Source organism: Candidatus Thalassolituus haligoni (assembly GCF_041222825.1).
Lineage (GTDB): Bacteria > Pseudomonadota > Gammaproteobacteria > Pseudomonadales > Oceanobacteraceae > Oceanobacter > Oceanobacter antarcticus.
Window position 1 is genome coordinate 2,317,659 of record NZ_CP139482.1, and the last position, 25,316, is coordinate 2,342,974.

General features: G+C 54.2%; 23 protein-coding genes. 12 read left to right on the top strand and 11 right to left on the bottom strand.

What is annotated here, in order from left to right:
• Positions 1-22: 22 nt before the first annotated feature.
• Both SOJ49_RS10370 and SOJ49_RS10375 read right to left on the bottom strand, forming a co-directional pair.
• The gene (locus SOJ49_RS10370; protein WP_369854436.1) at positions 23-1,603 is read right to left on the bottom strand and encodes a SulP family inorganic anion transporter; all 1,581 of its coding nucleotides are present in this window, start codon (positions 1,601-1,603) and stop codon (positions 23-25) included.
• A 178-nt stretch (positions 1,604-1,781) separates the two neighbouring features.
• Complete coding sequence (locus tag SOJ49_RS10375; protein WP_369854437.1) at positions 1,782-2,030, bottom strand: hypothetical protein; 249 nt, start codon at positions 2,028-2,030, stop codon at positions 1,782-1,784.
• Between the two features lie 337 nt (positions 2,031-2,367).
• Here SOJ49_RS10375 and SOJ49_RS10380 point away from each other — a divergent pair, with 337 nt between their 5' ends.
• Positions 2,368-2,814 carry a bacteriohemerythrin gene (locus tag SOJ49_RS10380; protein ID WP_369854438.1) on the top strand — a complete coding sequence of 149 codons (447 nt, stop codon included), beginning with the start codon at positions 2,368-2,370 and terminating at the stop codon, positions 2,812-2,814.
• Between the two features lie 69 nt (positions 2,815-2,883).
• On the opposite strand, the gene SOJ49_RS10385 is transcribed toward SOJ49_RS10380, so the two are convergent.
• Complete coding sequence (locus SOJ49_RS10385; RefSeq protein ID WP_369854439.1) at positions 2,884-3,147, bottom strand: hypothetical protein; 264 nt, start codon at positions 3,145-3,147, stop codon at positions 2,884-2,886.
• A 113-nt stretch (positions 3,148-3,260) separates the two neighbouring features.
• The gene (locus tag SOJ49_RS10390; protein ID WP_369854440.1) at positions 3,261-3,716 is read right to left on the bottom strand and encodes a hypothetical protein; all 456 of its coding nucleotides are present in this window, start codon (positions 3,714-3,716) and stop codon (positions 3,261-3,263) included.
• A 296-nt stretch (positions 3,717-4,012) separates the two neighbouring features.
• On the opposite strand from SOJ49_RS10390, the gene SOJ49_RS10395 reads away from it, so the two are divergent.
• Entirely contained in the window at positions 4,013-4,219 is a 207-nt protein-coding gene (locus tag SOJ49_RS10395) for a site-specific integrase (RefSeq protein WP_369854441.1), read from the top strand.
• A 43-nt stretch (positions 4,220-4,262) separates the two neighbouring features.
• Positions 4,263-4,547, top strand: coding sequence for a tyrosine-type recombinase/integrase (locus tag SOJ49_RS10400; protein WP_369854442.1), 285 nt, complete (start codon positions 4,263-4,265; stop codon positions 4,545-4,547).
• Positions 4,548-4,966: 419 nt separating this feature from the next.
• Here SOJ49_RS10400 and SOJ49_RS10405 read toward each other — a convergent pair whose 3' ends face one another.
• From SOJ49_RS10405 to SOJ49_RS10425, 5 genes are all read right to left on the bottom strand, one after another.
• Positions 4,967-8,086, bottom strand: a complete 3,120-nt coding sequence (locus SOJ49_RS10405; RefSeq protein WP_369854443.1) for an efflux RND transporter permease subunit — start codon at positions 8,084-8,086, stop codon at positions 4,967-4,969.
• The gene (locus SOJ49_RS10410) at positions 8,083-9,273 is read right to left on the bottom strand and encodes an efflux RND transporter periplasmic adaptor subunit (RefSeq protein WP_369854444.1); all 1,191 of its coding nucleotides are present in this window, start codon (positions 9,271-9,273) and stop codon (positions 8,083-8,085) included. The genes SOJ49_RS10405 and SOJ49_RS10410 overlap by 4 nt, the downstream gene beginning before the upstream one ends.
• Positions 9,270-10,655, bottom strand: a complete 1,386-nt coding sequence (locus SOJ49_RS10415) for a TolC family protein (protein WP_369854445.1) — start codon at positions 10,653-10,655, stop codon at positions 9,270-9,272. Before SOJ49_RS10415 ends, SOJ49_RS10410 begins: the two co-directional genes overlap by 4 nt.
• A 389-nt stretch (positions 10,656-11,044) precedes the next feature.
• The gene (locus SOJ49_RS10420; RefSeq protein ID WP_369854446.1) at positions 11,045-11,536 is read right to left on the bottom strand and encodes a chemotaxis protein CheX; all 492 of its coding nucleotides are present in this window, start codon (positions 11,534-11,536) and stop codon (positions 11,045-11,047) included.
• Positions 11,537-11,866: 330 nt separating this feature from the next.
• Positions 11,867-12,430, bottom strand: coding sequence for a hypoxanthine-guanine phosphoribosyltransferase (locus SOJ49_RS10425; protein WP_369854447.1), 564 nt, complete (start codon positions 12,428-12,430; stop codon positions 11,867-11,869).
• Positions 12,431-12,639: 209 nt separating this feature from the next.
• Between SOJ49_RS10425 and SOJ49_RS10430 the strand changes: the two genes are divergently transcribed.
• The 8 genes from SOJ49_RS10430 (at position 12,640) to SOJ49_RS10465 (ending at position 21,188) form a co-directional block, all read left to right on the top strand.
• Positions 12,640-13,419, top strand: coding sequence for a Slp family lipoprotein (locus SOJ49_RS10430; RefSeq protein ID WP_369854448.1), 780 nt, complete (start codon positions 12,640-12,642; stop codon positions 13,417-13,419).
• A gap of 142 nt (positions 13,420-13,561) precedes the next feature.
• Positions 13,562-14,689: a succinyl-diaminopimelate desuccinylase gene (gene dapE, locus SOJ49_RS10435; protein ID WP_369854449.1), complete on the top strand. Its 1,128-nt coding sequence runs from the start codon at positions 13,562-13,564 to the stop codon at positions 14,687-14,689.
• Entirely contained in the window at positions 14,686-15,693 is a 1,008-nt protein-coding gene (locus tag SOJ49_RS10440; protein WP_369854450.1) for a putative RNA methyltransferase, read from the top strand. The genes dapE and SOJ49_RS10440 overlap by 4 nt, the downstream gene beginning before the upstream one ends.
• A 100-nt stretch (positions 15,694-15,793) precedes the next feature.
• Entirely contained in the window at positions 15,794-16,234 is a 441-nt protein-coding gene (locus SOJ49_RS10445; protein WP_369854451.1) for a DNA polymerase III subunit chi, read from the top strand.
• Positions 16,231-17,073 carry a hypothetical protein gene (locus SOJ49_RS10450; RefSeq protein WP_369854452.1) on the top strand — a complete coding sequence of 281 codons (843 nt, stop codon included), beginning with the start codon at positions 16,231-16,233 and terminating at the stop codon, positions 17,071-17,073. Before SOJ49_RS10445 ends, SOJ49_RS10450 begins: the two co-directional genes overlap by 4 nt.
• Before the next feature lie 190 nt (positions 17,074-17,263).
• Complete coding sequence (locus SOJ49_RS10455; protein WP_369854453.1) at positions 17,264-20,245, top strand: valine--tRNA ligase; 2,982 nt, start codon at positions 17,264-17,266, stop codon at positions 20,243-20,245.
• A 164-nt stretch (positions 20,246-20,409) separates the two neighbouring features.
• Positions 20,410-20,772, top strand: a complete 363-nt coding sequence (locus tag SOJ49_RS10460; protein ID WP_369854454.1) for a nucleotidyltransferase domain-containing protein — start codon at positions 20,410-20,412, stop codon at positions 20,770-20,772.
• Entirely contained in the window at positions 20,769-21,188 is a 420-nt protein-coding gene (locus SOJ49_RS10465; RefSeq protein WP_369854455.1) for a DUF86 domain-containing protein, read from the top strand. The genes SOJ49_RS10460 and SOJ49_RS10465 overlap by 4 nt, the downstream gene beginning before the upstream one ends.
• A gap of 327 nt (positions 21,189-21,515) precedes the next feature.
• On the opposite strand, the gene SOJ49_RS10470 is transcribed toward SOJ49_RS10465, so the two are convergent.
• Positions 21,516-22,493 (bottom strand): TRAP transporter substrate-binding protein, encoded by a 978-nt coding sequence (locus SOJ49_RS10470; protein WP_369854456.1) that lies wholly within the window; start codon positions 22,491-22,493, stop codon positions 21,516-21,518.
• Between the two features lie 576 nt (positions 22,494-23,069).
• Here SOJ49_RS10470 and SOJ49_RS10475 point away from each other — a divergent pair.
• Complete coding sequence (locus SOJ49_RS10475; protein WP_369854457.1) at positions 23,070-23,516, top strand: bacteriohemerythrin; 447 nt, start codon at positions 23,070-23,072, stop codon at positions 23,514-23,516.
• Between the two features lie 308 nt (positions 23,517-23,824).
• Here SOJ49_RS10475 and SOJ49_RS10480 read toward each other — a convergent pair whose 3' ends face one another.
• Positions 23,825-25,192 (bottom strand): hypothetical protein, encoded by a 1,368-nt coding sequence (locus SOJ49_RS10480; protein WP_369854458.1) that lies wholly within the window; start codon positions 25,190-25,192, stop codon positions 23,825-23,827.
• Positions 25,193-25,316: the final 124 nt, after the last annotated feature.

Genomic DNA, 25,316 nt, shown 5'->3' on the forward strand with positions numbered 1-25,316 from the left:
GAATCCAGCAGGACAGGCGTTGTTACGCCAGCTCGTCAACCGCTACCTTATAGTGGGGATCTTCAATCACATTCACATCACACAAGCTGCCCGCCTGTTTCAGCAACGTGCGGCATTCCTGACTCAGGTGCAGCAAATGGATTTCCTTGCCTTCGGCGATATACCGCTCAGCCAGCGTATCAATCGCTTCCAGTGCCGAATGATCCATAACACGGCTATCGGCAAAATCGATAAGGACCTTGTCTGGATCATTGCTGATGTCGAACAGATCCTTGAACGATGCCACCGAACCAAAAAACAATGGGCCATACAGCTTATAGAGCTTGGAGCCATCTTCCTGCTTCTGGCTTAACACGTGGATGCGCTTGGCACCCTGCCAGGCAAACACCAGCGCCGACACAATCACCCCAATAATCACCGCAATGGCCAAATCGGTCAGCACCGTAATCACCGACACCAATACCAGCACAAACAGATCGTGTTTCGGGATTTTGCCGACCATCCGGAAACTGGCCCACTCGAACGTACCAATCACCACCATAAACATCACACCCACCAATGCCGCAATGGGGATCTGTTCAATTAACGGTGAGGCAAACAGGATAAAACTCAGCAAAAACAACGCAGCAGCAATGCCCGACAAACGGCCACGACCACCGGAACTGACATTAATCATCGACTGGCCAATCATGGCGCAACCACCCATACCACCGATAAAACCGGTAACAATATTGGCCGTACCCTGAGCCACACATTCCTTGTTACCCCGGCCGCGAGAATTGGTCATTTCGTCGATCACCGTCACCGTCAACAACGACTCAATCAAACCGATCGCGGCAAAAATGCCCGAGTACGGCAGAATAAACAGCAGGGTTTCCATATTAAACGGCACATTCGGTATCGCAATTGGCGGCAAACCACCGGCGATACTGGCCAGATCGCCGACCGTTTTGGTGTCCAGATCCAGACCGAAAGCCAACAGGCTGGCCACCAGAATACCAGCCAAGGCCGACGGCACCGCCTTGGTCAGCTTGGGCAGATTAATAGTAATAAACATAGTCAGGGCAATCAGACCAAGCATGACGTAAAGCTGCATGCCGCTGAACCACTCACCCGTCAGCCAACCCCATTTGCCTTCCGGGGTACTCACCTGCAACTGTGGCAGCTGCGCCAGAAAAATCACGATCGCCAGACCGTTCACAAACCCCAGCATCACAGGGTGAGGCACCAAGCGGATAAACTTGCCCAGCCGCAGCGCGCCAGCGGCAACCTGAATTACCCCCATCAGCACGACGGCAGCCAGCAAATACTGCAGTCCCATGCCATCGCCATACAGGCGCTCCGCATCAGCCACCAGTGCCACCATCACCACCGCCAGCGCCCCGGCCGCACCGGAAATCATCCCCGGACGACCACCGATACAGGCGGTAATCAGACCTACCATAAAGGCAGCATAAAGCCCGACCAGCGGGTGAACACCGGCAACAAAGGCAAACGCGACGGCTTCTGGCACCAATGCCAAAGCAACCGTCAGACCGGATAACACATCCGTTTTGATGTTGGGCGAGAATGTTGCGGCAAACTCACGAAATAAAGATGGCATGGTATCGAATACCCCCAGGAATCGGAAAGCCGCGCACTATACCAGTACGAGCCGTCAAATTCAGGATGGATCGGCAGCAATGCAAATCATCTTCATTCAGAAGCCACCGCCTTCATCAAACAAAGAATGTCATTCAAAAGATAATATGAGCATCAAACAGCAGACAACCCAGCGTCTTTTAGGTAATGGACTTTTTTGTCATTGGACTGATTTGTCCGGCTTCCGGTATCTCTGAGCCAGTAATCAACCAATAAGCGTATTCTGGCCACAGTCTCCCCAAGGCCTCCAGCTCTTCGGCATAGGGCTTTGCGATCTTGCCACTCATATTTTCCCAGCGCTTTGCCTTGATCCCCGTCGCCTTTTCAAGCATCGGTCGAGTGTACCCCTCTTGCTTTATAACAAGATTGATCCGTTCAACGAGTTCCATATTCCAAACCAGTACTTCCCTAAACATCAGTAACTCACTAATATTTAGGGTGAGTGTTGAAGCCACTCGTTAGTATTAACCCAAACCCGAAAGCCTATCACGAACTGCCACTTTCTCGGCAGCCTCGCTGAACACGGAGGTTTTGTGTCTTGTTTGTACTATTTCCCCAAAATTATGGCGGGTATAGAACCAGTTGATGCTCGGGCAACACTCATGTTTGTCACTGGTTGGTTATCGGTCAGGCCGGATGCTGCGCGTGACAGATCACCGGCAGTTATTTCGCATTCTAGTCATTTCAACCCGTGTGTTTTTTAACCCCAAGGTAAGGAAGGAACCTGTGCAGCCAATTCATTGGAGCCCGGAATTTGAAACCGGTATTGATATTATTGATTCTCAGCACAAACGTATTTTCGACTATTTACAAGAAGTTGATGCTGCCATCAAGCAACGGGATGACCTTAAAATCCGGGCTGTCGCCAAAGCGCTGATCGACTACTCCATTTCACACAACGCATTCGAAGAAAGCCTGATGGAACAAGCGAATTACCCCGTCTTAAAGGCTCATGCCAAAGTTCATGAAGCCTTCCGGCGACGAGCGGTCAGTTATGACCAGCGACTGGAAAATGGCGAAGACAGCATCAAAGTCGCCAAAGAAGTGCGTTCGGATATTGGCTTATGGTTGACCAATCATATTCAACGCGATGACAAGCACTATGTCCCTTATGTCAAAAAAACGCTGGAAGGCAACTTTGTGCGGCGCATGGTGAAACACTTTTTTGCTTAAGTGTAAATAAAGCCAGTCTGCATCCGTGAACAGAATGGCACCCGATTATGTGAATTATTTGCTTGTTTTTTAGAAGGACCGACTACCGACTTTTTTAAATAGGACTTTATTTTGATCCTGTAAGTGGCGCGCAATTGTGGCAAAAATCCAACCCGTTTTATTATCGATTTTATTACCTTGCGGGTATGCAGGCTTTTTTAAATCAAGTTGCTCTTTGATATAGGTTGCAGACACCCAAGATTCACTAAAGCCAGATTCAGAAGATTTAATAAATTTACAAACTTCATCTGACATTGCATTAAACAACTCATCTACTTTCGATTTATTAGACACGAGGCCTCCTATTCACATAACTCTTACATAAGCGGAAAATTATAGTTGGCTATAATGTTTGAGGAACGAAAAACAGCCAACTGTAATTTTTCCGTTTAATGTTCTTGTTAGCTTTAGACTTTAGCCCAAACTCGAAGCAACACAGTGAAGTCTATACAAGAAGACCATATGCGCTTTGCTTCACACTCTAATTCGGGTAAATCTATAGATATACCATCACTTTTTAAAGTAGAGACTTTGAACTTTAAAAACTCGCCTGACATGTCAGCATAAACAGGATTATGAGCAACAAGATTTCTATATTCAATGTCATCTGACACTTGTTCAAACAAAGAAGTAGCTAATAAGTTAATGCCACATTCGTTATTATATAATTCTTGAATTCGGGCAAGGCGTTCTTTAAAGCTATCTTTAAAATATTTATTTTTTGAGAAGTGTGATTGATACTTTATTAATAACTCACCTTCCACTCGGGAAAGTGACATCACTATTTTACCTACAGCAGACTCCCATCGCTCAAAATCTAATTCATCATCCATGCTTGCCTCTAAAGCTAACAGTTTATTCATGCGCAGGCGCGTTTTTCTGGTGGCACGATTTATTGCGAGAGGAAGGCAGGTATTTGAATTGATTGATGATTTCCGCTTTCACCGAACTCTCCTCCCTGGAAAAACACGCATGCTCGTTTTTCTGTTTTAACGTGCGCATTAATTTTGAGTTAAAAACGCAAAACCATTAAACTTCATGAGGTTACGCTAACACCAACCGAAAAAACACGCAAGCTCTCTGGAAATACGCGCATGGATTTTCTCTTCGATTTTATTATACTGATCATGCATACAGTTCTTTCAGGAGGAGTAGAACCATGGGTAAAAGTCCGTTTTTAAACCAGATCTCGCGTTTCATGCGGCTGAATGGATACAGCCTTCGAACAGAAAAAACTTACCTCTACTGGATCAAAGCCTACATACGCTTTCAGCAACGCCAACACCCGGATCTGATGGGGCCTGTTGAGGTCATGGGTTTTCTGGATCACCTGGCATCTGACCAGCATGTGTCATCGCCAGCATGAGTCATAGAATAGCCAGCGAGTTGCCCTGAATGCTCTGGTATTTTTGTACGACAAGTTTCTTCAGCGTCCTTTGAGCGGGCTGGATTTCAATCGAGCGAACAAACCGAGGCGTATTCCTGTCGTTTTGAATCGCTCAGAAGTTCAGGCAATTTTTAATCAACTGGGCGGCCGTAACCGTCTGTTATTTGCACTGCTCTATGGTTCTGGACTGCGGATCACCGAATATTTGAGGCTACGAGTCAAGGATATTAACTTCGATGCCGGGTCTTTGACGGTTCACGATGGCAAGCGTGGCTCAAAACCGGACATTAATCCCGGTCCAATCTGAATTGCACTAAATATATACAGTTTTTATAAAGCAGCGACCCATGACTTCCAGCCCGTTTTTCAACGAGATCGAATTCAAGGGTCAGAATTCATGAGGTCAGGAATTCACAGCATTTTATTACTGGTTGAATCAGTGGATTACCTCACAGCTTACACAGCAGACGGCAAGCTCCACAGCAGCAATGCTCTGGCAGAAAACGTCACCACCCCTTCTCCATTGGTCGTAGTGGCTTTTTGCTGCAGGGCGCAAGAGGTCAGTGCAACGTGCTGCTCTGAAGCGCCCATTTTTCTGTGTGATTTTTCCAATCTAACGTCAGTTGGAAGCAGCACATTTGAAACCGAAGTGCCAGGAGCCTGCCGGACTGATTAATAATTCCTGATCAGACAGGTAGAAGCTTTGCAGGCCGACCTGAAGTGCACTTATATCTCCTCTGGTTTCAATACAGGACGCCCCGCCAGCTTGTTCAGCAGCTGATCCAGCAGCACATACAGGGCGGGCAACACCAGCAAGCAGATAAAGGTGGTAAACAGGATCCCGAACCCGAGCGATACCGCCATCGGCGTAATAAACTGCGCCTGGCGGGAGGTTTCAAATACCATCGGAGCCAAGCCACCAAAGGTCGTCAGCGTGGTCAGCAAAATGGGGCGAAAGCGCCGCACTCCGGCTTCGCTGATCGCTTCGAGCGCCGTCAGACTCCGCTTCGCCCGGATGCGGTTGGCATAATCGACCAGAATCAGACTGTCGTTCACCACTACCCCGGCCAATGCCACAATGCCCATAATGCTGATAATCGACAAGCTGTAACCCAGCAGGATATGGCCGAGGATTGCCCCGGCGGCACCAAACGGGATCACCAGCATCACCAGTAATGGCTGGCCGTAACTGCGGAACGGAATCGCCAGCAAGACGTAAATCAGTAGCAAGGAGAAGAAGCCGTACAGCTGCATGGCACTCATGCTTTCCCGCGTATCGGCCTGACGTCCGCGAAAATCAAAATCCAGCGTCGGGTATTGGGCTTGCAGGTCGACAAAGGCTTCTTGCTGTAATACCGTCATCACCGCCGGAATCTGCGTCCGGGGTTCCACATCGGCGGTCACACTCACCACTTGTTTACCCGCCCGCCGCGAAATACTGGAAGGGGCCACGGTTTTTGCCAGCGTTGCCACTTCTGCCAGAGGCACGTAACCACCCGCTGGAGTGCGGATCATCAGACGTTCAATATCGGCACTGTAACGGCGTTCATTTTGTGGCAGCCGCACCAGTACCGTTACTTCATTCCGCTGCCGCTGCTGACGCAAGGCCCGAGCGCCGTACAACGCCGCCCGGACTTGCATGGCAACGTCGTCCGACTCCAGCCCCAGGCTGCGACCCAGGTCGTTAATTTCCACGTCCCATTGCGGTTTGCCACTGCTAAAGCTGCTGGCAATATCCTTGACGCCTCCCAGCTGTGCCATAAACACCGCCAGGTCGTCACTGGCCCGAGCCAGCAAGCGGGTATCGGTGCCACGCAGTTCCACAGTCAGGCCGCGCCCACCCGATGGGCCGCCACCCCGTTCAGAATCAAAGGTGATACTGCGAATGCCGGGGATTTCTCCCATGGCTGTGCGCCAGCGTTTGGCGACTTCATGAGCAGAAATCGGCCGAATTTCGGAATCCACCAGCCGCGCTTCCACTTCAACGGTTGAGCCATCGATGCTGCCTTCCACACTCACCAGCAGCGGTGTTCCTGCGGCCTCGACCGGTGCAACAATATCGCGCAGCCGCGCTTCCAGTTGCAGCCGAACGTCCAGCGCCTGCTCAAAAGGCGCATTGGATGGCAGCTCCACCTGAGCGACAGTAAATTCACCTTCAAGTCGTGGAAACATACTGAAACCCATGCGGCCACTGAAGGCCCAGGCCAGCACGGTGATGCCCAGCGCCAGTGCGATCGCCAGGGTTAATCCAGGGTTACGCAAACTGCGGCCCAGCAGCGGGCGGTACACCCTCTCGATAAAGCGCCCAAGCTGGCCATCCACTGCCTCTTGTATGGCATCCAGCTTGCGCCCCAGTCGGCTCTCCGGCTTTTCTTTCAGATGCGCCAGGTGCGACGGCAGAATAAACAATGCTTCCAGCCAGGAGATCAGAAAACAGCTGATCACCACGATCGGAATCGCCAGGAACAGCTTGCCCATCATGCCGGGCAGCGCCAACAGCGGTAGAAACGCCGCGACGTTGGTCAGAATTGCAAACGCCAGCGGACTGGCCACTTCACGAGCGCCCACCACTGCCGCGTCGGCAAACGGCATGCCCTGCTGCATATGTTCGTAAATATTTTCACCGGCAATAATGGCGTCATCCACCACGATCCCGAGGGCAACAATGAAGGCAAACATCGAGATCATGTTGATGGAAACATCCACCGCTGGCAGTAACAGCAAGGATCCCAGAAAGGCCGTCGGAATGCCCATGGTGACCCAGAACGCCAGTCGGTATTCCAGAAACAGACTGAGCAACACCAGTACCAGAATCAAGCCGATAGCGGCATTTTTGATCAGCAAGCCCACTCGCTGATTGTAGGTTTTGCCATCATCATCGGTGACCACAATTTTGACACCCGGCGGTAGCCAGCTGCGAATGTCATCGAGTTTTTCATGTACTGCGGCCGCCACCGTCAGCGGCGTTTGCTGCTCGGCACGATAGACGTCGTAGCGAATTGCTTCCTGACCGTCGTAAGTCACCAACCGCCGGGCATCACCAAAGCCCTCTTGCACATGGGCAATATCACCCAGCCGCAAGCGCACACCAGCGGCATCGGCAATCACCGGGATGTCATTAAACTCCCCGGCCCAGTAACGACGTTGGTCCAGTGCCACCAGAATATCGCCGCCCGGTGTCTTGACCGTACCGGCGCTTTGTTCAATGGCGTTATTGCCAACAGCGCTGGCGATGTCCTGCAAGGTCAGACCGTAACGCTGCAATTCTGCCTGGGGGATTTCTATATGGATTTCTTCATCCGGGGTGCCGGTCAGCTCGACCTTGGAGATATCCGCTGAGGACAACAGTTCATCTTTTACCTGTTCGGCCAAACGCTTCAGCGCAAAGGTATCCAGCGGTCCAAAAATCGCCATTTCCACCACACTGATATTACGGCTGGCAATTCTGACGATGGGGGTTTCCATTTGCGCCGGAAAGGTCGTGATCCGATTCACCGCCTGCTGCACATCCTGATAGGCCTGCTGGCGGTCGGTGCCATTGTCGAGTTCGATATTGATTCTGGCACTGCCCTGGGAGGCGGTGGAATTCACTTCTTTCAGGCCATCAACGGCAGCCAGCTCGTTCTCGATAGGCAGTACAACACCTTGTTCCATCTCCGTCGGCGTCGCCCCCGGATAGCCAACCTGAACGATCACAGCCTCGGCTTCGTAGGATGGAATAAACTCCTTGCGGATCGTCAGCGACATCATAAAACCACCGAGAATCAGTACCGCCATCAGCAGGTTGGGAGCCACCCCATGACGCGACATCCAGGCGATCGGGCCATTCCCTTGCGCCACACTCATGGCCGGACTCCCGCCGACGTAGCGGTGTCAGTCGCTGATGCACGGGTCGCCAGACGCACCGGCATGCCTGCCGTCACGCTATCCAGGCGATTCACCAACAGTTGATCGCCTGGCTGTAATCCAGAGCCAACCCAGGCCAGCGTTCGACCTTGATAAAGTACTTCAGGTTTACGCAGTATCATCTTGTTATTGTTAACAACCCATAGGCTGCCGTCGTCGTTCATCTGTTGCAATGGCACCGTAATGCTATTGCGGATGGGCTTGCCTTGCAGCTCGACTGAGACAAAATCATTCAGCAGCAGTACCGGCTCAGCAGGATGATTCAGACTCAACGGATCACGCACCGCCACCATCAACCGTGCCTGACGGTCGTTGCTATCCACTCCGGGCAGCAAATTCAGAATCCGCGCTTCTCGGGTCTGACCGCCCCAACCAGGATGATGAAGCAGCACCGGGGCCTCCGGATCCAACCACGGCAAAAAGCCCCGAGGCACTTTGACTTCGACCCAGAATTCATCGGTATTAACCAGTTCAAACAAAGTCGCTGAATTGCCAACCTGGCTGCCAGTCGCCACACCGCGTGACTGTATCTGGCCATTAAAGGGCATCGTTACCCGAGTACGGGACAGATTCAGTCGTGCCTGATTTACCGCCGCACGGGCATTGAGCAAAGCCGCTTTGGCACTGGCAATTTGTGGTTCACGTAACACCAGCGCCCGATCCGAAGCTGCCAGCTGACGTGCCGCCAGCTGATACTCATCGGCGGCCAGCGCCGACGCTCCCTGTTCAATATCCAGACTCGCCTGTGCCTGCACCAGAGCAGCTTCGCGCTGCTGTAATATCAGCTCGTAATCCCGTGGCTCGATGGTCAACAAGGCAGCACCCGCCTTGAGTGTGGCCCCTGGCACTGCCGCAGCCGCCACGGCCACGACCCGGCCGCTGACCTGCGCCTGCAGCGATACCTGCTCAGCCGCCATCACCTGGCCCCCGGCCTGCCAGACCGGACGAACATCCCCGCTGCCTGGCGGTTGCACTTCCACTAGCCGCGCCTGAACGTCAGGCTTGACTCGTGTTGGCACCGGCGCTGTTTTTAGTACGACCCAGGCAGCCGCACCGCCCAGTATCAGCACCAGCAGCACCAGCCATACTTTACCTGCCTGTTTTGTCATGCCTGTTTGTTGCTTCATTCTTGTGGCTCTCCAGCATCAGCCCCGGTGAAATCTCCGTGACTGACGGAGCGATACAGTTGAATTCGATACTGCAGTTGTTGCCAATGCCCATCAAGCACCTCTCGCTCCAGCGCCAGTACGTCCTGCTGGGCATTCAGTAATGCCAGAAAATCGCCAACACCACGACGATAGCGCGCCAGCTGGAACCCTTCGGTCTGACGCGCCAGGTGCAGCTGTTTTGTCAGGCTGACCAACAGATCGCTGGCCTGCTGTTCCTGCACCAGCACTTGCTGAACCTCTTGTGCCGCTGCCAGTAATGTTTGCTGATACTCCGCCACGGCGGCCCGCACACTGGCCTGCGAAGCAGCCAACGCTGCCCGGCGACTGCCACCATCCAGCAATGGCGCGACCAGTCCGGCAGCCAGGTTGCCCACCCAATGATCAAAGACATCGGCCAGGTTGGCATCCGCAGCAGAGTACGAAGCCGACAGCGTCAGCCGTGGGTAGCGGTTTGCCACTGCCACCGCGACTGCCGCATTGGCCGACTGCAAGGCGAACCAGGCTTGCTGTACATCCGGGCGCTGCTGTAAAGCCGTCAGAGAAACAAGCGGGGGTTGCAACGGCAATTCAGGCAAAGAGCGAGACGCAGCCAACTCGGGCACCGCATCGACTCGCAACCAGTCACTGCGCCCAAGCCAGACAGCCAGTTGCTGCTGATAGATCACTTGCTGGGCGCGGTCGGCCACCAGACCGGCAACAACGCCTTCTTGCAACTGTTGCTGTTGCCAGACATCCGAAACCGCAGCCTGCCCGCGATTAAAACGCGCCTCGGTCACGGCCAATGCCGACGCAATACGCTGCTGCTGCCGGGTTAACAATGCAATCCGGCCTTGCTGACGTAACCAGCCAAACCAGCTACCAGCTACCTCACCAGCAAGGGTATTGGCCGCCACACGTACCGTTGCAGCACTACCCAGGGCATTTAACTGGCCTTGCTGCTGTAACGCGCCAATCCGGCCCCAGAAATCAATTTCATAAGTCGCCGACAATCCGGCATTCCAGTTATTGGCAGCGGAATCAGGACCAAATGAACGACTGCGAGACAGGCTGGCATCCAGGCTCGGATACTGTTCCGCACCGGACTGCCGCGCCAGAGCCTGACTCTGCTGCAGCCTGGCCCAGGCAGATTGGAGGGTAAAGTTGTGTTCCAGACCGGTCTCAATCAGCTGATCAAGATAGTCATCATGAAAGGCTTGCCACCAGCGGGCATTCACTGGCTCGCCAGCGGTCATACTGGCATCGGCCAAACCCGGAATATCCAGTGACTGCGGCTGCACCGGATCAATCGTGCTACAGCCGACCACCGTCACCAGCACCCACCAACACGGCAACAACAGCACGCGCGACCATCTCCAGTCGAGCCGTGCGGAAATAGATAATGCAACATTCACCGGGCATCTCCCTGGCAGTTAAAACAGCGCATAACACGCATGGTCAGATAACACCCGCAACGACATCCCAAACGACATCCCAAACGACATCCCAAACGACATCCCAAACGACCATCTACAGGGCAAACTGCCGCGTCAGACTCATCGCATTTTTGAAAAGTTCCGTCAAGGATCGTCAACCACAACCTGTAGATCAGCTGCGCCGCCAGCGAGGCATAAGCAGGCTATAAAATAGTCCATCACGCCGGGAGGGAAACAAGGAGATAATAATAAAAGAGATTGCTGTTCAAACTGCAGCAACCAGACAGGTTGCCGCCATGCGGTGCCGAACGTCGTAGCTATCCGGCAATCACCCTGGCGCGATCCAGGCGACTACTGAATACCACTTCGATAAAAAACGGGCCAGCCTTGGTCTCGAACGGAATCACCAGCACCGGGCCGTTCACCGCATGGGCCACCAGATCATCACCAAACAGCAGCTGCGGTTGGGCCATTTCAAAATCAAAGCCTTTTTCCCACAGCAACTTGCGCGCCCCACCCGACAGCATGTTGGTCAATTCGCCGGTCAGATCGCGGCAGGAGTCATCCAGCTGGCTGATTTCTTCACCCAGCATCAGGCTGCTGATCATCAGAATAGCGCCTTCAGAAAAGCTGATCGCCAACGACCCGCGTACCGTGTCACCGGCCATGGGAATCAGACCCGTCACCACACCCAGCGGCGCATCATCCGGCTTCACATAAGGCTTTTTATACTCACAGGTCATGGATGCCATGGTCGCCAGTATATTGTTGATGGTCTCAACAAAAGGATTGATATACTCAACGTTCATGAATCAAACCACCTCCGGGGGAGCCAAACCAGACCGTCATATCTGCACCTAAACTCCAGCTACGATATCGCCAGTGTAGTCCAGCGCGCCATTCCGGAGCGTTGCCGGGTCTATATTCCAACCCCCAAAACACCCCGACCTGTCATTCCAGCCTAAGCTGTCATGGCCATCTGTTACTTTATGACCAGTACCTACACCAAACCCAAACCCAAACCCAAACCCAAACCCAAAAAACATGACCTGCAGTTAGGAGCCTACCGACTGTGATCGCTTGCCACCACAGCCAGTCTTCAACGGCTATCACTCATCGACATCAAAGACCTTAACGACTCAAAGACCTTTAACCGCATAAATACCGGGCGCATTGCGCCAAAAACCCCGGTAATCCATACCGCAACCAAACACATAGCGGTCTTCCACTTCCAGCCCAACAAAATCGACTGTCAGCGCGCTGGTTTTACGATCGTGAATCTTGTTCACCAGCACCGCCGTAAGCACTTCCCTGGCACCCTGTTGACGACAGGCTTCCACCACCGCCGCCAGGGTATGTCCTTCATCAAAAATATCGTCGAGGATCAGCACCGTACGATCAGCCATGGGCACAGACGGAGGTGCTTGCCATTGCAGCTCGGCGCTGCCGGTCACATCTCCCCGGTAACGGGTCGCGTGCATATAGCCAACTTCCAGCGCAAAACCCAGCCGTGGCAACAACAGTCCGGCTAGCACCAGCCCCCCGTTCATAATGGTATAGACCACAGGAACAGACTGCTGCAATCGCTCGGTAATATCGGCTGCCAGCCGATTGATCGCGTCATCAACCTGTTGTGGCGTTTTCAGCAAATCGGCTTCTTGCAACACAGCATCCAGCTGTTCTTTGGTCGGCATATCGCTCATGGAGGTTTCCCGGCATGTCAGTAAAAAGCGGTATAGTAGCACGCAGCCGCAACTGCGGGACGGCCTGCAACAACCGATTGGCCAGAGCAAAGTCTGGCGGCAGGAACCTTCTGCCCTGCCACGTAACCAAGTAGCAAGAACGCGCCGTTATCCTGCTTGGCGGACCAGCGGCCTTTGCCAACCACAGGGAATTTGAGGGAACTTGGCTTATGCACTATTTTCGCAACACTGACAGCAATATCGACAGCAACGTCCATCCTACTTCTGGCCCTGTCTCTGGCCGTATCCATACTGACCTCTATGCCGACATTTATGTTCCCATCGCCTGTTTTTTGCACCCAGCGAACAACAGCAGCCATAAACGCCCACGTATACGCCCAGGACTGATCGGGCTGGCTTTATTGCTGTCCGGGTTATTATCCGGCTGTGCCAGTTACCCAAAATCAATCTCTGTGGCCAATCCTGACAGCCTGCCAGACCTGCAACAATTACAAGCCAGCCCCGACCAATATCAGCACCAGACCGTCGTGCTGGGTGGCCGGATCGTCAGCGTGATCAATGGTGCTGAGCACACCACGCTGGAAATTTTGCACCGCCCGCTGTGGAGTTCCGGCCAGCCACACGCCGACAACGATCAATCTGGTGGCCGTTTCCGCGCCGAACTCGGTTATTTTGTTGACCCGGAAATTTACCAGCCAGGTCGTCTGGTCACCGTCAGAGGGCAATTTACGGGCATGGAAAATGGGCAAATCGGTGATCATGCCTATCGCTTTGCCCTGATCAAGACCGACGGTATCGAACTCTGGCGCGAAACCGTCCCGACGGAAGTCTACTACTACACCGGCTGGGGCACATGGGGAGGCTGGCCTTATTACCCGCCGCCATCCCGACGCGGAGCAACCATTATCTGGACAGATCCGTTGAAGCACGATGGCGAAGCACCAATCCCCATGAAGCGCCCAGTTAAAATCAAACCACTGGCGAACTGACCAACACCAACAGCGCCAGCGAAGCGCGGCAGCCGGGTGTTGTCCGGGATGGCCACCAACACATCGCCTCACCCTATACCCAGATCAAGGCTGTGGTATTATCCGCGGCCGTTTTTGACCTGAGCCAACCCCAGGAGTTGTCATGTCCCCTACTTTGCAACTGGCTTGCGATCTGATTGCCCGCCGCTCCGTTACCCCGGAAGACGAAGGCTGTCAGGCATTAATGATGGAGCGCCTCGCCAACGCCGGATTCTCCAACGAGCCACTGCGTTTTGAAGAGGTCGACAATTTCTGGTCACGGCGTGGCACCGAAGGCCCGCTGGTCTGTTTTGCTGGCCATACCGATGTTGTCCCCACCGGCCCGGAACACAACTGGAAATACCCGCCGTTTGAACCGCAGATCGTTGATGGCATGCTGTATGGCCGGGGCGCTGCCGATATGAAAGGCTCACTCGCCGCCATGATCATTGCGGTCGAAAACTTCGTCGCCAAATACCCGGATCACCCCGGTTCAATTGCTTTTCTGATTACCAGCGATGAAGAAGGCCCGGCACACAACGGCACCGTCAAAGTGATTGAAACCCTGGAAGCTCGTAACGAAAAAATCGACGCCTGCATTGTTGGTGAACCCTCGTCTACCCATCGGGTTGGCGACACCATCAAGAACGGCCGCCGTGGTTCGCTCGGCGCAGTACTGACCGTCAAGGGTATTCAGGGTCATGTTGCCTACCCGCATTTGGCCAGCAACCCGGTGCATCAGGCAGCTCCAGCATTGGCCGAACTGGCCAGCGAAGAATGGGATCAGGGCAACGCATTTTTCCCAGCCACCAGTTTCCAGATTTCCAATATCAATGCCGGCACCGGGGCAACCAATGTGATTCCCGGCGCCATGACGGTGGTGTTCAACTTCCGTTTTTCAACCGAGCTCAATGCCGACATCCTCAAACAACGCACCTGCGACATCCTCGACAAGCACAAGGTCGACTACGACATCGAATGGAACCTCAGCGGCCTGCCATTCCTGACCGATCATGGCCCATTGGTTGACGCCTGCATTGACACCATTCGCGCGGTGACCGGCCAGGAGACCGCGCTATCGACCGCAGGCGGCACCTCCGACGGTCGTTTTATCGCCCCGACCGGTGCCCAGGTGGTTGAACTTGGCCCCCGCAACGACACCATCCACAAGGTTGACGAATGTGTCAGCGCCGCCGACCTCGACACCCTGGCCAGCCTGTACGAAGGCATTCTTGAGCGCCTGCTGGGATGAACACCGGCACCCCACTCAACACCACCAGGTCAGACGATATTTTGGTCTGCCCGGTGTGCCAGCAAGCACTGCCAGAACTGGCCGGAGCAACCAACAAACGCGGCCAATTACAACGTCGTGCCTGTGCTGGCAACCACAGTTTTGATCGCGCCAAGCAGGGCTATTTCAACCTGTTACTGGTCAACCAGAAACGCTCACTCAATCCAGGCGACAATCTGGAAATGGTCAGGGCCAGACAACAGTTCCTGAACGGCGGTTATTATGAGGCCATTGCCACCGCCATCAATACTGCACTCACGGCCGTATTGAGCACCATGAAAGAACAGGCTCAAGCTGAACAAACTGCAGAACACACTCAGGCAGAACACACTCAGACAGAACAAAGCACAACACAACCGCTCCATATTGCCGACAGCGGTTGTGGCGAAGGCTACTACACCGAATTCTTGTCCCGCCACCTGACGGCAGCCAATATCAATCACCGCCTGTACGGCATCGATATTTCACGAGATGCCGTACGCACCGCCTGTCAGCGCAGCAAAGAAATTGAATGGCTGGTTGCCAGTGGCAGCCGTCTGCCATTTTTGCCCGGCAGTCTCGATGCCATCTTCAGCGTTTTCACCCCGACCATGGCCGACCGCTGGCCAGAGCTGCTCAAACCCGGTGCGCCGGTCTGGCTGATTACCCCGGCCCAGCAACACCTGCAGGAATTACGGCAACAGATTTATACCGACGTCCGTACCGACAGCTACGATCCGGCAGACGACATGGCAAAACAGGGATTTGAGCGGCTCACCAGCAGTGAATACAGCAGCCAGGTATTCATTCCTGCCGATGCCCTGCCCGACCTGCTCACCATGACCCCGCACGGCTGGCGTATCACGGCCGAAAAACGCCAACAAGTACTGGCCCTGAACGGTCTTAATGTGACCCTCCACGTCCGTATTTCCCAATTTTCAGTCAAACCGTCTGACGATCGCCCGGCACTGCCAGACAACGCATAAAAGATCCGCCGTTAATGCTATCAACCTGTTTGAAAGCACCCCCTAACCGGGGTAGCATTTAGCTCATTATTGACCCAGGACAACTGCGGCCACGCCACGAATGACAGATATTCTTTTTTATGTACTGGCAGCGACCACCATCGTCGAACAACAACAATTCGTGTGCCGCCTGACCGAAAAAGCCCTGAGCCAGGGCAAACGCGTCTATATTCACACCGGGTCTCGCAACCACGCCGAACAACTGGATCGGCAGCTGTGGGAGTTCCGTGACAGCGCCTTTGTGCCGCACAGCCTGGTGGACGAGCAACGGCCTGTTGGCCAGAGCCCGGTGCATATTGGCTGGCACGAAGCACCGCCAGAGCAGCACGACGTATTGATCAACTTGCACCACCAGTTGCCATCTTTTTTTGGCCGTTTTGATCGACTGGTCGAAGTCGTCATCCAGCACGATGCGGTACTGGAACACACTCGCGACCATTTTCGTTTTTTGCGTGACAGGGGCTACCCTATTACTCACCAGGATATGAGACTACGCACATGAGCACCGAAAACGATTCGCGTAACCTGCTCGACGAACTGGAAACCTTGCAACGCGTCCTCGACGATGCAGCCGGTGAGCAAATTGACCTGGAACGCGCACTGACCCAGCTGAACACCGTTGACGAAGTGCCGGTACTGAGCGACCTGTTCAGCCGGGATGAACCACCCGCACTGCGCAACATCAACAAGCCTGGCAATCGCCCGTCTCATTTATCGGCGGTTAAAACGCCACCCACGACACCGGCACCCGCCATTATCTCTGGCGACATTCTTGAACACCTGCGTCAGGAGATGCTGCGCAAGCACGCAACCGACCACAGCACCGACACCCTTGATGCCCTGCTCGGCCCCATTGACGGCGGCCATTCTGCCGCTGACGGCCTGATGATTACACCTTTCAACCTCTCTCCGGCAGCCACTCCGGTCCCCCCTGCGGCCAATCACTTGCCCGATCTGAAGAAAGACATGACCGAAGCGGACATCCCCACATTGACAGACAGGGACACGGACAACAGCCTCCACATTGAGCCGTCTGCGCCAGCGGCCAGCCCAGCACCCGCCATTACCGCCAAAATATCTTCCAACCCATTTTTGCCACAATCGGTGCTGGATCGCCTGACCTCCGAACGACTGGCCGCCCAGCACAGTGCCGAAGAAGCCCATCGCACCATGCAACGAGTGATGGAACAAAAGCAGCAGCGCGATTCCGAAGCCATCTCACGCCTCGAAACAACGGAAAAAAACCAGCTGATCGAATCCCTGATCGATGAACTGACCCCCATTATCCAGACCCGACTGCGTGAAAAACTGCGCAACATCCTGATGGCCAAGCCACGCTGAGAACGCCTGCGACTACCTGATCCCCTGAGTATGCGGGCTGCTGGCCCACATACTTATCCAGCCCCATCCAGCGGCTGAACCCGCGCTCCGATTCCGTTATACTGACCGCCATTTTTTCATCGTTTAATCAGTCGCTTGCCAAATCTGCCGAGATGGCTCGCTGCGTTACCATTGAGATCACACCATCACCATGGACAAGACCTACAAGCCCGACGCCCTCGAACAAACCTGGTACCAGCAATGGGAAGAAAAAGGCTACTTCAAGCCCTATCAGGATGGCCTGGATGGCGAAGGCTACTCCATTATGATTCCGCCGCCGAACGTCACCGGCTCCCTGCACATGGGCCATGCGTTCCAGCACACCATTCAGGATGCCCTCACCCGCTATCACCGCATGCTGGGTAAAAAAGCCCTGTGGCAAGTCGGCACCGACCACGCCGGTATCGCCACCCAGATGGTGGTTGAACGCAAACTGGCCGCCGAAGGCCAGCCGGATCGCCACGCATTAGGCCGCGACAAGTTCCTCGAAAAAGTCTGGCAATGGAAAGAACAGTCCGGTGGCACCATCACCGGCCAGATGCGTCGCCTCGGCAACTCCGTTGACTGGGACACCGAACGCTTCACCATGGACGATGGCTTCTACAAAGCCGTGCAAGAAGTGTTTATCCGTCTCTACAACGACGGCCTGATCTACCGTGGCAAGCGTCTGGTGAACTGGGATCCGAAACTACACACCGCCATCTCTGACCTGGAAGTCGAAAACAAGGAATCCAAAGGCAGCATGTGGCACCTGCGCTACCCGCTGGCCGACGGCGAAACCTACACCGACGCCGACGGCAACACCCAAAACTACATCGTCGTGGCGACGACACGTCCGGAAACCATGCTCGGTGATACCGGCGTTGCCGTAAACCCGGAAGACTCCCGCTACCAGCACCTGATTGGCAAATTCATCGAACTGCCGTTAGTTGGCCGCCGCATCCCGATCGTCGGTGACGAACACGCCGACATGACCAAGGGCACCGGTTGCGTCAAAATCACCCCGGCTCACGATTTTAATGACTGCGAAGTTGGCAAACGCTGCGGCCTGCCGATGATCAACATCCTGACCTTCAACGCCGACATCCGCGACGAAGCCCAGGCGTTTAATTCTGATGGCTCGGTCAATACCGACGTCGACACCAGCATCCCGGAAAAATACCGTGGCATGGAACGCTTTGCCGCCCGCAAGGCCATTGTTGCCGACTTCGAGACACTGGGCCTGCTCGACGCCATCAAAGACCACGACCTCACCGTCCCCTACGGCGACCGTGGTGGCGTCGTCATCGAGCCAATGCTTACCGATCAATGGTACGTCGATGCCAAAACCCTGGCCAAACCCGCCATCGAAGCGGTCGAAAACGGCGACATCCAATTTGTCCCGAAAAACTACGAGAACATGTACTTCAGCTGGATGCGCGACATCCAGGACTGGTGCATCTCCCGCCAGCTGTGGTGGGGACATCGCATTCCGGCCTGGTACGACGCCGAAGGCAATGTCTTTGTTGGCCACGACGAAGCCGAAGTGCGCACCCAGAACCATCTGGCTGACGACGTTGAACTGATGCAAGACAACGACGTCCTCGACACCTGGTTCTCTTCCGCCCTGTGGACCTTCGCCACCCTCGGCTGGCCCAACACCGACGACAAAGAAGTCGCCCGTCGCCTGGCTGACTTCCACCCCACCGATGTACTGGTTACCGGCTTCGACATCATCTTCTTCTGGGTTGCCCGCATGATCATGATGACCATGCATTTTTGCAAAGACGATGCTTCATCGAAAACCCCAGGCAAGCCACAAGTTCCGTTCAAAACCGTCTACGTCACCGGCCTGATCCGCGATGAAGTCGGCCAGAAAATGTCCAAATCCAAAGGCAACGTCCTTGACCCACTGGACATGATCGACGGCATCAGCCTCGACAAACTGATGGAAAAGCGCACCGGTAACATGATGCAGCCACAACTGGCGGAAAAAATCGGCAAGCGCACCCAAAAAGAATTCCCCGACGGTATCGCCCCCCACGGCACCGACGCCCTGCGCTTCACCCTGGCTGCCATGGCCTCTACCGGTCGAGACATCAACTGGGACATGAAACGCCTGGAAGGTTACCGCAACTTCTGTAACAAACTGTGGAACGCCTCGCGCTACGTCATGCTCTCCATTGCTGGAGAAGAAGCCGTCGAAGCCGCAGCAGCCAACAACACCAGCATCGCCATTACCGACGACATGCTGGCGGCTTGTGGTGCCACCGGTGAGCCTGCCGCATTATCACTGGCCGACCGCTGGATCATCTCGCGCCTGCAACGCGCCGAAGGCGAAGTACGCCGCCACATGGATCAATACCGCTTCGATATGGCCGCCCAGGCGCTGTACGAATTTATCTGGAACGAATACTGCGACTGGTATCTGGAACTGTCCAAGCCGGTACTGTGGGACAAAAACGCCAGCGCCGAAACCCGACGCGGCACCCTCGGCACCCTTGTACGCGTCTTAGAAGCCACCCTGCGCCTGGCCCACCCGATCATCCCCTTCATCACCGAAGCGGTATGGCAACAGGTGAAAGACCTGGCTGGCAAAGGCGGCCCAGACGCCACAGCAACCATCATGCTGGCGGCCTACCCGGCACCCCAGGACGCCCTGATCGACACCGCAGCCGAAGCCGACATTGAATGGCTACAAGGCGTCATTACCGCCGTACGTAACATTCGCGCAGAAATGAACATCGGCCCCAGCAAAGAACTCGACGTACTGCTGAAAGACGGCGACGACGAAGACTTCCGCCGCGCCGACGAAAACCAGACCTTCCTCGCCAAGCTCGCCAAACTCAGCAACATCACCTGGGTTAACGACGGCGACACCATCCCCATGGCCACTACCCAACTGGTTGGCCAAATGGAAGTACTGGTGCCCATGGCAGGCCTGATCGACAAAGACAAGGAAATCGCTCGCCTGAACAAAGAAGCAGAACGCCTGGAAAAAGAAATCGGCCGCATCAGCAACAAACTGAACAACGACGGCTTCGTCGCCAAAGCCCCGGCTGCCGTGATTGAAAAAGAGAAAGAAAAACTGAACGGCTACGAACGTGACCAAGGCAAGATCAAGGAACAGATCGAAGCCATTAAAGCACTGTAAAAACCGCCAGACCTGGCTCCTCATGCGCCCGCGTGGGAGCCAGTACAGATTTTCTTACCCTGTCGAGTCACGCAGTGATTTAGTGCTTGCACACCCACCCTTCTCCATTCCCCCAGCCCCATCGGCTTTCGACAACCCCCAACCCTTTCGCTACACTCTCCGGCATGACACTCACCCATCATCAGCGCCAGCAGATTCAACACAACTTGCAGCAGCAAGGGATTCTGGCTGCCTGGCTGTATGGCAGTTACGCCAAAGGCACCGCCAACCAACACAGCGATGTCGATCTCGCCGTGCTGTTACTGGAAGATCAGGACGACTGGCAAATTCTGCCAGAGCTGGATTATGAACTGTCCAAAGCCCTGCACCTCACCGTTCATTGCGTATCCATTGCCAAAACACCAACCCCGCTGGCCTACGAAGCGGTCGAAGGCGAACGCCTGTTCGGTGATGCCGACGCAATGTTTATGGAACAACGTATCTGGTCAAAGTGGGATGAGTGGCTTTACTGGAGCCAACGAGCATGACACCAACCTACATTGAATCCATGCGCCAGCACACACAAGAACAGCTCGATACACTGGCCGAGCTGGCCGAGCTGGCAACCCAGGCACCACTGAGAAAGATTGAACGTCTGGCCGTCGAGCGCAGCTTGCAAATACTGGTAGAAGCCGCCATCGGCGTCGCCAAACACTGCTGCAAACAAGCCAATATTCCAGCTTCTGGTGATGGTTACGGCACCGCTCTAAAGGCCCACGACATGCTGCAAAGCCAAATACCCCATGCCGTTTTAAAAGGTGCTATCGGCATGCGTAACGCCATTGTTCACGATTACCTCAATCTGGACTGGACACGTATAGAAGCCGTGCTGGTATCACACGGATACAGGAAGATCGGAACATTTATTGACGAGGGGCTGGGGTATCTGTCCAGCCAGCCTTAGCGGGCGTTCTCAACGATTGCAGCGGCCCTGTTGCTGAGTAGCGGTCAACAACGCCCCATGCGGTGTTATTGGACTTGAAATAGGCTGGCCATTCTCTGCGTCCAACGCCTTGCCTGACGGGATTTTCCCTCCTGACAGGCCACGTTAAATAATCGAGAATGACCTAAGAGCCTGTCGGGCTTAGGGCTGCCCTACTGCGGAAAAGCTGAATCTGGCTCTTTTTTGAGCAAATTCTGGTTAAATAGAACCACTATTCGCCTCAAATTTGCGCAAAAATCGCTCAAACCAGTCTTTCCCTCGCGACGAACGCCTAAGTCCGACAGGCTCCTAGTATTCCTGCGCCATCCCAAAGCGTTTCAAACGCTCGTTAGTACCGTAGTAAAAATCCCGCAGTTTTTTGGGTACACCGTTAAAATCGGTTTCGGTGTATTTTTTCACGGTAACGCCCCGCTCCCGCAGCTGTTGCAAGTCTGCCTTTTCGGACTGTTCCAACGCTGCAAAGGTCGTCTTTTCCGCCTGGGAAAAAGCTGCCGAAATCGCTTGCTGCTTGCCTGATGCAAGTGCAGCCCACCAGCTTTTTGAAACCACAAACACCCCTGGGAATGCCATGTGGTTGGTATACATCAGATTGGGTGCCTGATCGTATAGCTGCAGATCAACGGCGGTGGCGAGGTCGGTATCGATAGCATCTATTTTTTCTTGTTCAAACCAGAGCCGGATATCCTGAATCTGGATCGGCTGCGGGTCAGCGCCCAGCTGCCGATACCAATTGTAGAATACGTCATTTGGAAAGGTGCCGACTCGCTTGCCTTTCAGATCACTGGCGCTGGTCATCAACGTTGGCGTCATAATCACACGCATACCGGAAAAGACGTATCCCAACGCCACCAGATTATGACGCTCCAGCCCGGCCAGCATGGCTTTGGCATCATCGCTCTGTGCCGCAAGGCGCAACTGGGCAGCGCTTGAAAATTGATAAGGCATTAACCAGCCATTCAGGGATGGATCGAGTGTGGTCAAAGACCCTACCGCAACAATGGCTGCCTGAAGCTGACCGCGACCCAGTAATTCGATAATACTGGATTCACCACGCACCTTGGCAAAGCGGGATTCGCGTACTCGAATGGCATTACTGGAGCTATTTTCCAGGCTGCTTTTGAACTGTTGCATCAACCGTGACCAGGCGTGGTCTGGTGTGGTGATCATACCGAAACGTATCGTCTCGGCCGCAACCGGTACTGACAGTAGCAGTACCATCAGCATTTTTATCAGGTTCTTTTTCCGGTTTTTTATTATTTTTATCATGTTGGGTTCATTCCGTTACGTGGAGCCGTCACTCAATAGCGCTTCGTTGAGCTGCCCGCTGACCGATCCGCTTTAGGTTGCGTGAGCCAGAATCGAGGAAATAGCTGCTTGCAGCCAAAATTAGCGCCGAGGCCCAAAGTAGCGCCAAGGCATAGTGTACGCAGCATCCATCCGCAGGCCTGGAACAGGAATAATACTTACGGGTTTGAATGACACTTCTTTAGCCGCTAGTACTTCTGCCAAGATAAATAGCCACGACAGTCAGCTACAGATCCAGACGTCCTCACAATACCGGCCAAGCCATCTTCTGTTCACAATCGATCTCGCCCTGTTTGTTAACCCTGTGACCAAACATGCAGATATCACCATCCACGCCAATATCCAGCCGGAATTTCACACTGGCCCGCATCAGCCTCGCAGACCATCCAGTCAACGCATCTATGTAACAAAACGGATACTAAAATGTCATAAACATGACAAGTGCACTTTCCGACAAATCGTAACTTATTGAATTTAATAACATTAATACTGGAATAGATTTTGCTGAACCTATGTAAACTTGAAGGAGAAATACACATGTTGCAATTCCAGTGGGTGCCCGAGTTCGAAACCGGGATTGATGTGATTGATTCTCAGCACAAGCGGATATTTGAATACCTGCTTGAAGTCGACAGAGCCATTCGACTCCAGGATCCAGATGTCGTGAAACAGATTGCCAGGTCACTGATTGACTACTCAATCTCCCACAACGCTTTTGAAGAGACCTTGATGGAGCGTGCCAGTTATCCCATTCTGGCGGCTCATTCCAAAGTACATGAGGCATTCCGTAATCGCGCTCTGGCGTACGATCAACGCCTTGAAAACGGCGAAGACTGCTTCAAAGTCGCCAAGGAAGTACGGTCGGATATCGGCCTCTGGCTGACCAACCATATTCAGCGCGACGACAAGGACTATGTGCCCTACGTGCGTAAATCAATCGAAGGTGGTTTTGTCAGCCGCATGAAAAAACGCTTCTTCGCCTGAACAACAACAGCCCCATGGGCATGGGGGCTGTCACGCCATCCATGCGGCATATACATGCTCGTATTACGTAGTATGTCTATGTGCGAATGGCGTTGACTCAATCCAGAGCGGGCCTCGGGTTCGCTACAGGACACAAGACAGCCCTAAGCCTGCCAGGTAGCCGTTTTAAATGGCCTGATCGACGTACACATGAATCTGTGATTATTGTCTTGGTACACAGCACGATGAACTCTGCCGCAGACACACAATGTAGACGCAATCACATCACATGGATTACTGCCCCCATCACCCACTCGTACCCATATCCGTCACCCACTCATACCCATATCCGTCACCCACTCATACCCATATAAAGTGGCGCAACACAGCGGCACTATCAGCAGTGCGTAGTAGCGATTGGCCCACATCATGGCGCGAGCGCTCATGCCAAAGCGGGCTTGCAAGGTAAGCTGAATACCAGACAGCGGCGACAACCCGACGCCCACGGCCCACCCCATCAGCAAGGTAAGTCCGAGCAGGTTAGGGTCGGTGACGCTGGTTGCCAATAAACTGCCAGCCAACACCACGCTGGTTACCGGGTGCATACCAGCGACGGCGACCACAATTAATATAACGAGTGTGATGCAGGCTTCGAGAGCGCCGAAGTGTTCAGGGGCAACAGAAATATCCAGTGTGTTCATGGTGGCAGAGACCCCGGCGGCTAATACTGCTGCGCCTAAAAACAGAGCGATTTCACTGCACAGCCCTGGCAAGCCGACCGTGATGTACTGACCCACGTCGTTCAGACCTTTGATCCCGCGTGTTAACGCCAGCCAAATAAACGAAAACACCATGGCAATCAACGTAACCAGTGTCAGTACCGCCAGTTCTGACCAGATCAAGTGGCTGATAATAACCAGCACGGCCAACACCAGTGGCATCCAGAGTGACGACCACTGCAACGGATAACCAAGGGCATTTTCAGCCTCCGGGTTACGGCTGATTTCCCAGGCAGAAAACAGCAAGGCGGCCAGTGCCAACGGCAGGCCGAACAATACCAGCGTGGCCAGCTGAGAGCCGGGCGCGCTCAACAGCGTCAGCCCCATGGCGGCGAAAAACGGCGACCAGAAGGCACAGGTTGAAAATGCCCGTAGCAACACCACCCCCTGCTCTGGCTGTAACGGCTGGTTGTTACGTGCGTGTCGCAGCCGGTCACCCACAATCAGCGCAGCAGAAATATTCAGCACGGAGGCAAACAGATGGGTACTGAGCAGGGTTTGCTGTAACGCTCGCTGTCCTCGTGGAAGCTGTTCAGACGCGGTTATGCCAGCCAGCGCCACCAGCCGCAAAAAACTGACGCCAATCAGCATGGCCAGTAACATCTGGTTACCCTCCACGGCTTTTAGCAAGTACCGCCCACCCGAGCCACTCCAACCGGCAAAGACCAGCCCGGCGGCCCCCACCAGCAAGAGCACGCCAATCTGTTTGCGCTGGGCCACTTTGATTTGCGGGGCCAGTAACAGGGTGGCAACCCACAACGGCACTCCCGCCATCCATGCCGGGAAATTGACCACCAGCGCATTGGCCAAGACCAGTAGCAAAGCGAACAGCAGCAGCAAGCCAGCAAACAACTTGATAGCCGGGGCACCTGCTAGCCAGCGTTGCAGGGGTTGGTTCAACAGCAAGGAGCCAGTCACGTTGGGGTATCCGCAAGATCAGTCAGGAGAAGGGCCATACTGCCAGTTGTCTGCCGCGATGAGCAGTGGCGCAGCATGAATATAGTGTTGCGTAACAAGATTGCATAAACAGAGCGACGTTGGA

Excerpts from the sequence above, each read along its gene's own strand:
- SOJ49_RS10370 (WP_369854436.1), bottom strand. The coding sequence starts at position 1,603 with ATGCCATCTTTATTTCGTGAGTTTGCCGCAACATTCTCGCCCAACATC.
- SOJ49_RS10375 (WP_369854437.1), bottom strand. The coding sequence starts at position 2,030 with ATGGAACTCGTTGAACGGATCAATCTTGTTATAAAGCAAGAGGGGTAC.
- SOJ49_RS10390 (WP_369854440.1), bottom strand. The coding sequence starts at position 3,716 with ATGAATAAACTGTTAGCTTTAGAGGCAAGCATGGATGATGAATTAGAT.
- SOJ49_RS10395 (WP_369854441.1), top strand. The coding sequence starts at position 4,013 with ATGGGTAAAAGTCCGTTTTTAAACCAGATCTCGCGTTTCATGCGGCTG.
- SOJ49_RS10405 (WP_369854443.1), bottom strand. The coding sequence starts at position 8,086 with ATGAGTGTGGCGCAAGGGAATGGCCCGATCGCCTGGATGTCGCGTCAT.
- SOJ49_RS10410 (WP_369854444.1), bottom strand. The coding sequence starts at position 9,273 with ATGAAGCAACAAACAGGCATGACAAAACAGGCAGGTAAAGTATGGCTG.
- SOJ49_RS10420 (WP_369854446.1), bottom strand. The coding sequence starts at position 11,536 with ATGAACGTTGAGTATATCAATCCTTTTGTTGAGACCATCAACAATATA.
- SOJ49_RS10425 (WP_369854447.1), bottom strand. The coding sequence starts at position 12,430 with ATGAGCGATATGCCGACCAAAGAACAGCTGGATGCTGTGTTGCAAGAA.
- SOJ49_RS10430 (WP_369854448.1), top strand. The coding sequence starts at position 12,640 with ATGCACTATTTTCGCAACACTGACAGCAATATCGACAGCAACGTCCAT.
- dapE (WP_369854449.1), top strand. The coding sequence starts at position 13,562 with ATGTCCCCTACTTTGCAACTGGCTTGCGATCTGATTGCCCGCCGCTCC.
- SOJ49_RS10440 (WP_369854450.1), top strand. The coding sequence starts at position 14,686 with ATGAACACCGGCACCCCACTCAACACCACCAGGTCAGACGATATTTTG.
- SOJ49_RS10445 (WP_369854451.1), top strand. The coding sequence starts at position 15,794 with ATGACAGATATTCTTTTTTATGTACTGGCAGCGACCACCATCGTCGAA.
- SOJ49_RS10450 (WP_369854452.1), top strand. The coding sequence starts at position 16,231 with ATGAGCACCGAAAACGATTCGCGTAACCTGCTCGACGAACTGGAAACC.
- SOJ49_RS10455 (WP_369854453.1), top strand. The coding sequence starts at position 17,264 with ATGGACAAGACCTACAAGCCCGACGCCCTCGAACAAACCTGGTACCAG.
- SOJ49_RS10460 (WP_369854454.1), top strand. The coding sequence starts at position 20,410 with ATGACACTCACCCATCATCAGCGCCAGCAGATTCAACACAACTTGCAG.
- SOJ49_RS10465 (WP_369854455.1), top strand. The coding sequence starts at position 20,769 with ATGACACCAACCTACATTGAATCCATGCGCCAGCACACACAAGAACAG.
- SOJ49_RS10470 (WP_369854456.1), bottom strand. The coding sequence starts at position 22,493 with ATGATAAAAATAATAAAAAACCGGAAAAAGAACCTGATAAAAATGCTG.
- SOJ49_RS10475 (WP_369854457.1), top strand. The coding sequence starts at position 23,070 with ATGTTGCAATTCCAGTGGGTGCCCGAGTTCGAAACCGGGATTGATGTG.